This is a genomic window from Streptomyces sp. 2323.1 (genome assembly GCF_900221035.1).
Taxonomy (GTDB): Bacteria; Actinomycetota; Actinomycetes; order Streptomycetales; family Streptomycetaceae; genus Streptomyces; species Streptomyces sioyaensis.
In genome coordinates, this window is the sequence record NZ_LT907981.1 from 6,318,572 (window position 1) to 6,331,138 (window position 12,567).

Annotated in this window: 10 protein-coding genes and 1 rRNA gene; 4 read left to right on the plus strand and 7 right to left on the minus strand. The window is 71.9% G+C overall.

Annotated elements, in window-relative coordinates; genetic code table 11:
- The first annotated feature begins 1 nt into the window (after position 1).
- The 3 genes from rrf (at position 2) to CPH93_RS36465 (ending at position 2,209) form a co-directional block, all read left to right on the plus strand.
- Positions 2 to 118, plus strand: a 5S ribosomal RNA gene (gene rrf, locus CPH93_RS27240).
- A gap of 271 nt (positions 119 to 389) precedes the next feature.
- The gene (locus CPH93_RS36460) at positions 390 to 1,514 is read left to right on the plus strand and encodes a hypothetical protein (protein WP_197708783.1); all 1,125 of its coding nucleotides are present in this window, start codon (positions 390 to 392) and stop codon (positions 1,512 to 1,514) included.
- A complete protein-coding gene (locus CPH93_RS36465; RefSeq protein WP_197708772.1) occupies positions 1,451 to 2,209 on the plus strand; it encodes a tetratricopeptide repeat protein in 759 nt (252 codons plus the stop codon). Before CPH93_RS36460 ends, CPH93_RS36465 begins: the two co-directional genes overlap by 64 nt.
- Before the next feature lie 92 nt (positions 2,210 to 2,301).
- Here CPH93_RS36465 and CPH93_RS27250 read toward each other — a convergent pair whose 3' ends face one another.
- From CPH93_RS27250 to CPH93_RS27270, 5 genes are all read right to left on the minus strand, one after another.
- A complete protein-coding gene (locus CPH93_RS27250) occupies positions 2,302 to 4,107 on the minus strand; it encodes an IucA/IucC family protein (RefSeq protein WP_096214338.1) in 1,806 nt (601 codons plus the stop codon).
- On the minus strand, positions 4,104 to 4,748 hold the full coding sequence (locus CPH93_RS27255) for a GNAT family N-acetyltransferase (protein ID WP_093648850.1): 645 nt from the start codon (positions 4,746 to 4,748) through the stop codon (positions 4,104 to 4,106). The genes CPH93_RS27250 and CPH93_RS27255 overlap by 4 nt, the downstream gene beginning before the upstream one ends.
- Positions 4,745 to 6,064: a lysine N(6)-hydroxylase/L-ornithine N(5)-oxygenase family protein gene (locus CPH93_RS27260; RefSeq protein ID WP_096214339.1), complete on the minus strand. Its 1,320-nt coding sequence runs from the start codon at positions 6,062 to 6,064 to the stop codon at positions 4,745 to 4,747. Before CPH93_RS27260 ends, CPH93_RS27255 begins: the two co-directional genes overlap by 4 nt.
- Before the next feature lie 34 nt (positions 6,065 to 6,098).
- Complete coding sequence (locus CPH93_RS27265) at positions 6,099 to 7,631, minus strand: pyridoxal phosphate-dependent decarboxylase family protein (RefSeq protein ID WP_096214340.1); 1,533 nt, start codon at positions 7,629 to 7,631, stop codon at positions 6,099 to 6,101.
- A gap of 209 nt (positions 7,632 to 7,840) precedes the next feature.
- A complete protein-coding gene (locus CPH93_RS27270) occupies positions 7,841 to 9,106 on the minus strand; it encodes a DUF1015 family protein (RefSeq protein ID WP_096214341.1) in 1,266 nt (421 codons plus the stop codon).
- Positions 9,107 to 9,279: 173 nt separating this feature from the next.
- Between CPH93_RS27270 and CPH93_RS27275 the strand changes: the two genes are divergently transcribed.
- A complete protein-coding gene (locus CPH93_RS27275; RefSeq protein WP_096214342.1) occupies positions 9,280 to 10,305 on the plus strand; it encodes an HAD-IIA family hydrolase in 1,026 nt (341 codons plus the stop codon).
- Between the two features lie 102 nt (positions 10,306 to 10,407).
- On the opposite strand, the gene CPH93_RS27280 is transcribed toward CPH93_RS27275, so the two are convergent.
- A complete protein-coding gene (locus CPH93_RS27280) occupies positions 10,408 to 11,337 on the minus strand; it encodes a siderophore-interacting protein (protein ID WP_096214343.1) in 930 nt (309 codons plus the stop codon).
- 170 nt (positions 11,338 to 11,507) lie between these two features.
- A complete protein-coding gene (locus CPH93_RS27285) occupies positions 11,508 to 12,536 on the minus strand; it encodes an ABC transporter substrate-binding protein (protein ID WP_096214344.1) in 1,029 nt (342 codons plus the stop codon).
- Positions 12,537 to 12,567: the final 31 nt, after the last annotated feature.

The following is a 12,567-nucleotide window of genomic DNA, read 5'->3' on the forward strand; positions in this document are numbered from 1 at the left end:
TTTCGGTGGTCATAGCGTTAGGGAAACGCCCGGTTACATTCCGAACCCGGAAGCTAAGCCTTTCCGCGCCGATGGTACTGCAGGGGGGACCCTGTGGGAGAGTAGGACGCCGCCGAACAATCTTTCAGGACCCTTGGTCCCAGCGTTCATGCTGGGACCAAGGGTCCTTTTTGTTTTTGCCGAAGCGCGCCGAACTGGTCGGTGCGCGAGAATGAATGCAGTACCGAAGACAGGAGTCACGTCGATGTCCACCAACTCTTCCGACGATCGTTCGGAGCGCCGGCCGCAGCGGCGCGACGACGGCGACCGCGGTGGTTTCCGGCGTGATGACCGGGGGGACCGGGGAGCCCGTGGCGCCAACCGCGGTGCAGACCGCGGAGGTTACCGGCGTGATGACCGTCCTTCGGGTGGCGACCGTGGTGGATTCCGTGGCGGTGACCGGCGGGACGACCGCGGGGGCGACCGTGGGGGATTCCGCAGGGATGACCGTCCGTCCGGTGGCGACCGTGGTGGGTTCCGTGGCGGGGAGCGTCGGGACGACCGCGGTGGTGACCGAGGGGGATTCCGTCGCGATGACCGTCCGTCCGGTGGTGACCGCGGTGGTTTCCGGCGTGATGACCGTCCTTCGGGCGGTGACCGGGGCGGGTTCCGCGGCGGTGACCGGCGGGACGACCGTGGCGGTGACCGTGGGGGATTCCGCAGGGATGACCGGCCGTCCGGTGGTGACCGTGGTGGATTCCGTGGCGGGGACCGGCGGGATGAGCGGCCGCGTGGGCCGCGTCGTGATGATGAGCGCGGTGGGTTCCGCAGGGATGACCGGCGGGATGAGCGGGGCGGGGATCGCCCCGGGTTCCGGCGGGATGACCGTCCGTCCGGTGGTGACCGGGGCGGGTTCCGTGGTGGCGACCGGCGGGACGACCGCGGTGGTGACCGCGGTGGGTTCCGGCGGGACGACCGTGGCGGTGACCGTGGTGGGTTCCGTCGGGACGACCGTGGCGGTGACCGTGGCGGGTTCCGTAGGGACGACCGTCGGGACGACCGCGGTGGTGACCGTGGGGGATTCCGTAGGGATGACCGGCCGTCCGGTGGCGACCGGGGTGGATTCCGTGGCGGTGAGCGGCGGGATGAGCGGCCGCGTGGGCCGCGTCGTGATGATGAGCGCGGTGGGTTCCGTAGGGATGACCGGCCGTCCGGTGGTGACCGGGGCGGGTTCCGTAGGGATGACCGGCGGGACGAGCGCGGTGGTGACCGCGGGGGCTTCCGCAGGGACGACAGGCGGGATGACCGTGGCGGATTCCGCGGTGGTGACCGCAGGGATGACCGCGGTGGTGACCGTGGTGGGTTCCGTAGGGATGACGAGCGTGGGGGGCGTCGGCCGTATGGGGGCGGGCGTGGGCGTGACGACCGGCGCGATGACCGTCGGGACCGGGAGCGGGAGCCGATCAAGCGGCTGCCGATTCCGGAGGACGTCACCGGTGACGAGATCGACAAGGATGTGCGGCAGGAGCTGCTGAGCCTGCCGAAGACGCTGGCCGAGGACGTCGCCAAGAACCTCGTGATGGTGGCGAAGCTGCTGGACGAGGATCCGGAGCGGGCGTACGGCTACTCGCGGGTGGCGCTGCGGCTGGCGTCCAGGGTGGCGGCGGTCCGTGAGGCGGCCGGCTTTGCGGCGTACGCGGTCGGCAAGTACAGCGAGGCGCTGGCGGAGTTCCGGGCGGCGCGGCGGATGACCGGCAGCGTGGAGCTGTGGCCCGTCATGGCCGACTGCGAGCGTGGGCTCGGGCGGCCGGAGAAGGCGCTGGCGATGGCCGGTGAGCCCGAGGTGCAGAAGCTGGACCGGGCCGGACAGGTCGAGATGCGGCTGGTCGCGGCGGGTGCCCGGCGGGACATGGGGCAGGCCGACGCCGCGGTGGTCACGCTGCAGAGCCCGGAGCTCGCGTCGAGCGCGGTGCACCCGTGGACGGCGCGGCTGCGGTACGCGTACGCCGATGCGCTGCTGGAGGTCGGCCGCGAGGACGACGCGCGTGACTGGTTCGCCAGGGCGCTGGAGGCCGACCAGGGCGGCACGACGGACGCCTCCGACCGGCTCGCGGAGCTGGACGGGGTGGAGTTCACCGACGCGCTGGACGAGTCCGAGGCGGATGAGGCCGAGGGTGACGAGGCCGGGGACGACGGTGCGCAGGGCGAAGCGGGTGCTGCGCAGGGCTGAGCCGGCAGCCGCTGCTGCGGGCTGAGCTGACGCGATGAACGAAGGGCGGGATCCCGTGCGGGGTCCCGCCCTTCGGCATGTGTGGGGGAGGGTCAGGCGGCCGGCGCGTAGGGGGCGAGGGGGTTGCGGAGGGTGCCGATGAGCTGGAGGGCGCCCGCGGGGTCCTGGAGGTCGACCATCTCCTGGTTGTTGCGCAGCTGGAGGCGGTTGAGGCAGGAGAGGGCGAACTCCTCGGCGAACATGTCGTACCGGGCGAACTTGTCGGCGAGGTGCGGCGCGGACGCCTGGTAGTCGAGGACGCACTCGGCGACGGTGCGCCAGAAGGTGTCCTCGTCGAGGACGCCGCGGTCGTCGAGGATGCCGCTGAGGAAGCGGAAGAAGCAGTCGAAGACATCGGTGAAGACCGAGAGGAGCTTTTTGTCCTCGGGGACCTCGGCGCGGATGCGTTCGACGGCCGGTGGCAGGACCGCCGAGGGGACCATGACGGCGATCTCCTCGGCGATGTCCTTGAAGATGACCCGGGCCACGGCGCCGTCCTCCAGGACCAGGATGGCGTTCTCGCCGTGCGGCATGAAGACCAGGTCGTAGGCGTAGAAGGCGTGCAGGACCGGGGTCAGATACGCGTCGAGGTAGCGGCGCAGCCAGTCGGCGGGGGCCAGGCCGGACTCCTTGATGAGGGCCGCGGCGAAGGAGTCGCCCGCGTCGTCGGTGTGGAGGAGGGAGGCCATCGTGGCGAGCCGCCGGCCCGGTTCGAGGCCGGCGACGGGGCTCTCGCGCCAGAGGGCGGCGAGCATTTTGCGGTACGGGGAGCCCTTGGCGGTGGCGGCCTCGTACTGACGGTGGTGGTAGCCGATGGCGGCGCGCTCGCGGATGATCGAGAAGCCGGCGGCCCGGAACGTGTCGTCGGCGTCGATCAGGCGGGCGAGCCAGTCGTTGATGGCCGGGGTGGCTTCCATGTAGGCGGCGGACAGGCCGCGCATGAAGCCCATGTTGAGCACCGAGAGCGCCGTTTTGACGTAGTGGGCGGCGGGGGTGGTGGTGTTGAAGAAGGTGCGCAGGGACTGCTGGGCGAGGTAGGTGTCGTCGCCGGGGCCCAGGCAGACCAGGTGCTGCTGGGCGACCTCGGCGGCGAAGGTGACCGAGAGCTTGTTCCACCACTGCCAGGGGTGGGTGGGGAAGAGGTAGTAGTCGTCGGGGTCGAGACCCAGGCCGGTGAGGGTGGCGGTGAAGCGGTCGCGGGTGTGCCGGGGGAGTTCGCTGCGTATCAGGGTGTCGTAGTCGAGGCCCTCGCCGGCGGTGAAGGTGGCGTGGTCGCGGCGGGCGGCGAGCCAGATCAGCTGGAGGGGGCTGGCGGTTTCCGGGGCGTAGGCGTGGTACTCGTGGATGCCGAAGCCGAGGCGGCCGTTGTTGGCGACGAAGCAGGGGTGGCCCTCGGTCATCCCGGTCTCGATGGCCTGGAAGCCGGCGTGCGCGAGTTCGGCGGCGGTGGGCTGCTGGGCGGCGAGTTTGTAGGCGGTGCCGGAGAGGGTGGAGCTGATCTCCTCCAGGTAGACGGGGAGGACGTCCGGGCCGAGACGCAGGGAGTCGCGCAGTTCCAGGATGAACTCCAGGGCGTCCAGGGGGAGTTCGGTCTGGCCGCGGTGGCGGGTGATGCTGTCGGCGTCGATCTGCCAGTGGTCCAGGGCCTGTCTGCGGGCGGCGAAGCGGTACTCGGTCGCGCCGTCGTCGCTGTGCAGGGAGTAATGGCCGTCCGGTGGCAGGCGCTTGGGGGTGAGCAGCCGTTCATGGGCGAACTCGGCGAGGGCCTTGCGGAGCAGCAGGCGGTTGGCCCGTGCCCACCGGGCGGGGGTGAGGTGGGCGACGGCTTCCTGGGCGGTGGGCCGGCTCGCGGCGGTCATCGGTGGTCTCCTCGGGTGGCCAGGAACTGGTCGCGGGTGCAGGTGCTGAGGCGGGCGTCTTTGGCGGGGAGCGAGACGGTGCGCAGGACCTCGAAGCCGACGGCCTCGTTGAGGGCGTGGACGGCGGTGTTGCGGGTGTCGGGTTCGACGACGACGCGGCGGGTGGCCGGGTCGGCGAAGAGCATCTCCATGACGGTGGTGAGCACGGCGCGGGTGAAGCCGTGCACGGGGGCGGTGGTGGGGGCGGTGAGGAAGTGCATGCCGACGTCGCCGGGCTCGGCGGTGTGGATGCCGACCAGCTCCCGGTGGGCCGGGTCGTAGCGCTCCATGAGGAAGGCCGGGGTTCCGTTGTGCAGGCCGAGGAAGGCGTCGTGGAAGGGGTCGGCGGCGATCCGCGCGCTTTCCTTCTCGACGGCGGCGAGGTCGCAGTCCTGCATCAGCCAGAAGACGGCCTTGGGGTGGGTGACCCAGCCGTGCAGCAGGGCGGCGTCGGCGGCCGGGTCGACCGGGCGCAGGGCGAACTCCCCGAGCGCGGGGTCGGTGCGGGTGAAGAGCGGGGCGGGGGCCGGCCGCTCGCCGTGCCGGGCCTCGGGTGCGCTCGGCGGGCGCTGTCCGGGGATGCGCGCGCGGTGCTCGTTCATGCGGGGATCTCCATGGGGTGGTGCGGGCCGGCCGGGGCAGCGAACTCCTGGAAGGCGATGGCCTTTTCGACCGGGTAGTGCTCGCGGCCGAGCAGCTCGCGCACCAGACACGAGTTGCGGTAGGCGGCCATGCCGAGGTCGGGGGTGACGAAGCCATGTGTGTGCAGCTCGGCGTTCTGCACGTAGATGCCGTGGCCGGTGGTGTCGATGCTGTAGTTGCGGGCCACGTCGTAGCGGCCGGCGTCGTCCCAGACGATGCGGTCGCGAACCGGGGCGAGGAAGTCCGGGACGCGGTAGCGGTAGCCGGTGGCGAGGATCAGGCCCTGGGTGTCGAGGGTGAAGTCCGCGCCCTGTTCCTCCTGGCGCAGGCCGAGGGTGTAGGTGCCGGCGGTCTCGTCGTACCGCGCGGTGTTGAGGGCCGTGTTGGTGAGCAGACGGGTGCGGACGGGGCCGGCCAGGTTCTTCTGGTAGAGGAGATCGAAGATGTCGTTGATCAGCGCCGAGTCGATGCCCTTGTAGAGGTGCTTCTGGGTGGCGTTGAGGCGGTCGCGGGTGGCCGCGGGGAGGGCGTGGAAGTAGTCCACGTACTCCGGCGAGGTCATCTCCAGGGTGAGCTTGGTGTATTCGAGGGGGAAGAAGCGCGGGGAGCGGGTCGCCCAGGTCAGGTGGTAGCCGTGGCTGTCGATGTCCTGGAGGAGGTCGTAATAGATCTCGGCGGCGCTCTGGCCGCTGCCGATCAGGGTGATGCTGTCCTTGGCCTGGAGGGCCGCCTTGGCGTCGAGGTAGTCGGCGTTGTGCAGCAGGTCGCCGCCCAGGTCCTGGCAGGCCTCGGGGACGTGCGGCGGGGTGCCGGTGCCCAGGACGAGCTTGCGGGCGCGGTGGGAGGTGACCTCACCGGTGGGCAGGTGCGCGGCGTGGACGACGTACAGCTCCTCGGCCGGGTCGTACTCGACGGTGGTGACCCGGTGGGAGAAGCGGACGGTGTCGAGTTTGCCGGCCGCCCAGCGGCAGTAGTCGTTGAACTCGGCGCGCAGCGGATAGAAGCTCTCGCGGATGTAGAAGGGGTAGAGCCGCCCCGATTCCTTGAGGTAGTTGAGGAACGAGAAAGGGGAGGTGGGGTCGGCGAGGGTGACCAGGTCGGCCAGGAACGGCACCTGGAGGTGGCTGCTGTCCAGCATCATGCCGGGGTGCCAGTCGAAGGACGGCTTGTCGTCCAGGAACAGGCCGTCGAGTCCGTCGATCGGCTCGGTCAGGCAGGCCAGGCCCAGATTGAACGGGCCGAGGCCGATGGCGATGAAGTCGTAAGGGGCGGACACGGGGGCTCCGATGGGGGGTGGGCGGTGGGGAGGATCAGCGCGCACTGAGCGTCGGCAGGGGCCGGGCGGCGAGGAAGGTGCCGGCGTGCTCGGCGATCAGATCGAGGACGGTGGCGATGTCCTCCAGCGTGGTCTCCGGGTTGAGCAGGGTGAACTTGAGGTAGTGGCGGCCGTCGACAGTGGTGCCCGCGACGACCGCGTCGCCGGAGGCGAACAGGGCTTCCCGGGCGTGCAGATTGACCCGGTCGCTGAGGTCGGGGTCCTGGTCGGTGCTGGGGACGTAGCGGAAGACCAGGGTGCTCAGCCGGGGCTCGACGACGACCTCGAAGCGGGGGTCGTCGGACAGCAGCTGCCAGGCATCGGCGGCGCGGTCGATGACCTCGTCGAAGAGTGCGCCGATGGCCTCGGCGCCCATGATGCGCAGGGTGAGCCAGAGCTTGAGGGCGTCGAAGCGGCGGGTGGTCTGGAGCGACTTGTCGACCTGGTTGGGGATGCGCTGCTCCACCATCCGGCGCGGGTTGAGGTAGTCCGCGTGGTAGGTGACGTGCCGCAGGGTGCTGCGGTCGCGGACCAGGACCGCGCTCGAACTGACCGGCTGGAAGAAGGACTTGTGGTAGTCGACGGTCACCGAGTCGGCGCGTTCGATGCCGGTCAGCAGGGCGCGGCGGCGGGAGACCAGCAGGCCGCAGCCGTAGGCGGCGTCGACATGCATCCAGGCGCCGTACCCGGCGCACAGGCCGGCGATCTCGGGAAGCGGGTCGATCGAGCCGAAGTCGGTGGTGCCGGCCGTCGCGACGACGGCCATGGGTATCAGGCCCTCGCGGTCGCAGCGGGCCAGTTCGGCGGCCAGGTCGGTGGTGCGCATCCGCTTCTGCTCGTCGCAGGGGACGGCGATGACGGCCTCCGCGCCGAGGCCGAGCAGGGTGGCCGCCTTGCGGATGCTGAAGTGGCTGCAGGCGGAGGCGAGGATGCGCAGCCGCGGCAGGACGTCGGACGGCCTGGCGCCGGCGGGAAGCTCGCCGCCGGCCAGCGCGCGGCGGCAGGCCTCGTCCCGGGCGAGCAGCATGGCCTGGAGGTTGGACTGGCTGCCGCCGCTGGTGAAGATGCCGTCGGCGCGCTCGCCGAGGCCGATCCGGTCGGCCGTCCAGTCGATCAGCCGGCGCTCGATGAGGGTGCCGCCGGCGCTCTGGTCCCAGGTGTCCAGGGAGGAGTTGACGGCGGCGAGTACGGCCTCGCCGACCAGGGCGGGGATCACCACGGGGCAGTTGAGGTGGGCGAGGTAGCGCGGGTGGTGGAAGTAGACGGCGTCGCGGAGGTAGACGTCCTCCAGTTCGTCCAGCGCGGCGTCCGCGTCGTACAGCGGGGCGTCCAGGTCGACGCCGGAGACGGTGGGGGTGAGGCCGTCGACGGTGATGCCGGTGAACGGGCGGGTGGTGCCGGCGATTTTGGCGCTGATCCGGGTGACGGTCTCGGTGACCGTGCGGTGGTAGTGGTGCGCCGTGCCGTTGTGGAGCAGATGTGTCCGGCTGTCGGCCGGGTCCTCGGTGGAGTGCGCGAGGAGACTCATGACGATGTCCTCCCTGGTGCGGAGTTGACCACGTCCTGCGCAGGGTGGGGTGTGCGCAGGGGCAGGGAGGCCCGCCCGGCGACGTAGTTAGGTAAGCCTAACCTAACTACTTCCGGGGGTGGGTGTGTGGTGCCGCGGTGGGGGCGGGGCGGGAGTTTCAGGGCCTGCCCGGCGGATCAGGGTCGGAAGGGGCGCGCCAGGTGCCGCCCTTAGTTGCCGGTGTCGTCCAGCGTGCGCAGGACCAGGCCGGTGGCGGGCTTGGGGCCGAAGGAGGTGGACTTCCGCGGCATCGTCACGCCCTGCTCCGCGAGCTGACGGACCGTCTCCTCGGAGGTGGCGCGCATCAGGACCGCGGTGCCGCCGTGCCGGGCGGCCTGCTCGACCGCGGCCCCGGTGTGGTGCAGATAGCCGATGTCCGACGGGTGGTCGGGGATGTGCCAGACCTCGTCCAGCAGGACGGAGTGCAGCACCGTGGCGTCCAGCTGCCGCCAGGCCTCGGGCCGGTCCCGGCGGATCGTACGGTCCAGCAGACCGGGGTCGGGGCGGTCCAGGAGGTGGAAGGAGTCCGGCCCGCCGGCGAGGACGAAGGCGGTGCCGGGCGTCTCCTCCAGGGCCTCCAGGGCGGCGGAGAGCTCGCCCGGGAGCGTACGGGCCCGGAACGAACCGGCCAGATCGGCCAGCGCCTTGGCCGGCGGCAGATGCGGCAGTACCCGGTGGATCGCCCGGACCTGGAGCGGATAGCGGGCGGTGTCGACCAGCAGCACCAGGCCGGACGCCCAGGGGGAGGCGACTCCGGCGCCGGGCTGCTGCTCGTACAGCCGCTGGTACGTCGCCCAGCGGTGGTGGCCGTCGGCGATCAGGGCCTGCCGGGCGCTGAGATCGTCGTCGACGGCGGCGAGATCGGCGGGGTCGGTGACCGCCCACAGGCGGTGCGCGAAGCCGTCCTCCGTGACGGTCGCGAGCAGCGGTTCCTCCTCCACCACCCGCTCGATGACCGCGGCGGCGCCGGTCGCGGTGCCCTGGCCGCGGTAGGACAGCAGCAGCGGTTCGAAGTTGGCGGCCGCTGCCCGCATCAGGGCGGCCCGGTCCTCGACCACCTCCGGGATGACGCCCTCGTGCGGCAGCACCGGGCCGTCCAGCCGCAGCGCCCCGATCAGTCCGCGCTGCAGCACCTCACCGGAGCGCTGCTCGTAGACGTACAGCGCGGGCTCGGCGTCCTGCGTCAGCACGCCCTCGGCGCGCCAGCGGCGCAGGGTGTCGGCGGCCTGGCGGTGGCGGGTGGTCGGGTCCGCGGCGTGCGGGAGGATCAGCCGGACGATGTTGTACGGATCGGCGGTCTCCAGATGGCGCACGCCGTCCGGCCGGACCACCACGTCGTACGGCGGGGAGGTCACGGCGGTCAGGCTGCTGACGCGTTCCCGGGCGTAACGCAGTCCGCGGAACGGGAGGAGTCGGAGGCCGTCGCTACTGGTCATTGAAGAATGCTATGCCGCCCCACCGATGAGGGAGGATCGGGGGACAGCCCGTACGTGGCTGGAAATACCGGTAGGTACGAAGCGGAGGGTCACGCACCGGTGCCGGGCAGCGAGTGCGCCCCCGGTGGCGGCGGGTCCCTGCGCAGGTATGTGGGAGCGAGGAGCGAGACGGCATGAACGAGCAGGTTCGCAGGCGGCCCGACGGGTGCCGGCGCGCGCTGAGCGAGGCATATGACACCGCGCTGCTGGATCTGGACGGGGTCGTCTACGCCGGCGGACAGGCCATCGCGCATGCGGTCCCGTCGCTGACCACCGCACGGGACGGCGGGATGCACCTCGCCTATGTGACCAATAACGCCGCCCGGACCCCGCAGGCCGTGGCCGACCAGTTGTCCGGTTTCGGGCTGCCGACCGGCGCCGAGGACGTGATCACCTCGGCGCAGGCGGTGGCCCGGCTGATCTCCGAGCAGGTGCCGCCGGGTGCGCGGGTGCTGGCGATCGGCGGCGAGGGGCTGCTGGTGGCGCTGCGCGAGCGCGGGCTGGAGCCCGTCTTCTCCGCGGAGGACGAGCCGGCGGCGGTGGTGCAGGGCTACGACCCCACGCTGGACTGGGCGCGGCTGGCGGAGGCCGCGTACGCGGTGCAGCGCGGGGTGCCGTGGTTCGCGTCCAACACCGATCTCACCATCCCCAAGGAGCGCGGGATCGCCCCGGGCAATGGTGCGTTGATCGAGGTGGTGCGGATCGCCGCGGGCGGATCGCCGCAGGTGGCGGGCAAGCCGCAGCCGCCGATGCACCGGGAGACGGTGTTGCGGACCGGCGCGCGGCGGCCGCTGGTGATCGGCGACCGGCTCGACACGGACATCGAGGGCGCCTGCAACGGCGGCGTCGATTCGCTGCTGGTGCTCACCGGCGTCACCACCCCCGCCGAGCTGCTGGCCGCCCCGCCGCAGCACCGTCCCGCCTATGTGGAGGCGGACCTGCGCGGACTGCTGTCACCGCAGCCCGAGGTGACCGCGGACGGGGACGGGTTCCGGTGCGGCGGCTGGCGGGCCGAGGCGTCCGGCGACACCCTCGCGGTGACCGGCGAGGGGACGGCGCTGGACGGGCTGCGGGCGCTGTGTGCGGCGGCCTGGACGGCTGCGGGGGACGGCAGTTGCGCGGCGGACGCGGGGAAGGTGCTGGCCCGGATCGGGATCTGAGGGCCGACGAGGGCACCGGGGCTCCGGCGGCGGGCCCGGTGCGGTGCACTCGGGCCGGCACGCGCCCCGCCACCGCGCCGGCGCGTTCCGGCCGCGGGTGGCTCAGTCGTCCTGGGAGGTCGCCGTCCCGGCCGTCAGCTCCGCGATCAGGTCCTCCTCGGTGGCGCCGCGCCGCCAGTAGCCGGTGAACGTGACGGCCCGGCGGTCGATGCCGCGCTCGCGGACCAGATGGCGGCGCACCGCCTTGACCGTCCCGGCCTCGCCGGCGACCCAGGCGTACGGGGTGCCCTCGGGCAGGTCGGCGGCGCGCAGCGCGTCGAGCACCGGCTCGCCGTGTGCGGCGGCCGCCCCGTCGCGGACCAGCCAGGTGATCTCGGCGTCGGCGAAGGACGGCAGCTGCTGCCGGTCGTCCTCGTGCGCGATCTCGATCCAGACCTTGGCGCGGGTGCCGGGGGAGAGCCAGGACAGGATGCCGGCGATGGCGGGCAGCGCCGTCGTGTCGCCGGTGAGCAGGATCCAGTCGGTGCCGGCCGGCGGGCGGAAGTCGACCCCGCCGTTGTCCTCGACGGCCGGGGCGAGCACGGTCAGCCGGTCGCCGGGCCGGGCGCGGGCGGCCCAGCGGGAGGCCGGCCCGCCCGCCGTGATGGGGGCACCTCCCTGCGCGAACGGAGTTGAGAGCTTGGGGGAGGCCCCCGGCTCCGCGCCGTGCAGGGCGAAGTCGACATCGAACTCCGCCGGGTCGTGGCGCTGTTCGCGGATCGTGTACGAGCGCATCACCGCCCGCTCGGCCGGATCCTGCGCCCGCCAGGCGGCGTACCAGCCGTCGCCGGTGTCGTCGAGGAGGGGCCGGTCCTGGTGGGGCTGTGGGAGGAAGAGCTTGAAGCGCTGGTCGCGACCGCCGGAGGCCAGCTCGGCCAGCCGTTCGCCGCCGAAGGTGACCCGCACCATGGACGGGCCCAGCCGCCGGGTGCGGAGGACCTGGACCTCGAAGAAGCGGAACGGTGTGGTGGCGGGGGCGGCGGTCGTGGTCATGCGGGGAACCTCCCGGGACGGACTGCGGTGGGGCGACGGTGGGGGTGCGGTGGTGCTGCGGCAGAGTGCGCCGGCTGGGGCCGCGGTGGGGGGCTGCGGTCGGGGTGGTGGCCCGGGTGGCGAGCCACCGCAGCCGGGCGTCAGTGGTGGCGAGCCACCGCAGCCGGGCGTCAGTTGACCTTCTTGGCGCTCCCGATCGCCTTGGCGAGCGACTCGATGAGCGGGGCGGCGCCCGCGTAGGAGAAGCGGGGCTCGCTCGACCAGGGGGTGATCTGGTGGGCCTTGACGGCGGGCAGCTTGGCCCAGGAGGGCTTGGCGGCCAGGTCCTTGGGCTGGAGGGTGGCGGTCCGGTTGTCCAGCAGAAGGACATCGGCCCGGTACTTGTCGGCGTTCTCCCAGCTCAGGCTCTCGAAGTAGCCGTCCTTGTCCAGGTGGTCGGGGACGATCAGGTCGACGCCGAGGGACTTGTAGTACATGAGGTCGGCGTTGATGCCGGGGTTGGAGGCGTAGAAGAGGTCGGGGCTGCCGGAGCAGGCGAGCACCTTGACCGGGTGGGCCTTGGCGGCTTTGCGCAGCGACTCGGAGGCCTTCTCGAAGCGGGCCTTGGCGTCGGTGACCTTCTTGGCCTTGAGATCGGCGCCGAGCGATTCCGCCAGCTCGGCGTAGCGCTCGATGATCTTGACGAGCGGGGTGCGGGAGGAAGTGATCGCAACGGACTCGGCCAGCTTGGTGATCTTGTCCTTGCTGTCGTCCGGTACGAACCACAGCGCGTCCGGCTCGTACATGTTCGTGACCAGCAGATCGGGGCGCAGGGCCGCGTACTTCTCGACGTTGAACTGGTTGTAGGCGTTGCCGAGGATGGTGACCTTGTCGATGTCCAGGTCGCCGGCCTGCGGGTCGGGCTTGCCGTTCTTGAGCTTGGTGGGGCCGAAGACGCCGACGATCTGGTCGTCGATCCCGAAGTCGTGCAGCGCGGCCGCGGTGCCGGTGAAGGCGACGATGCGCTGTGGGGTGTGCGGCAGGGAGACCTTCTCCTTGCGGTCGTCGGTGAAGGTCCAGGAGCCTTTCCCGTCACCGCCGTTAGCGCCTCCCGGGCCCTTGCCCCCGCCGCAGGCGGCCAGCAGGGCGCCGATACCGACGGCGCCGCCCGCGGCCAGGATGCCGCGACGGGACACAGGGGTGCTTCGGGAGGAACTCATGGTGGCTGCACTTCTCTCTGGGGGGCGGCAC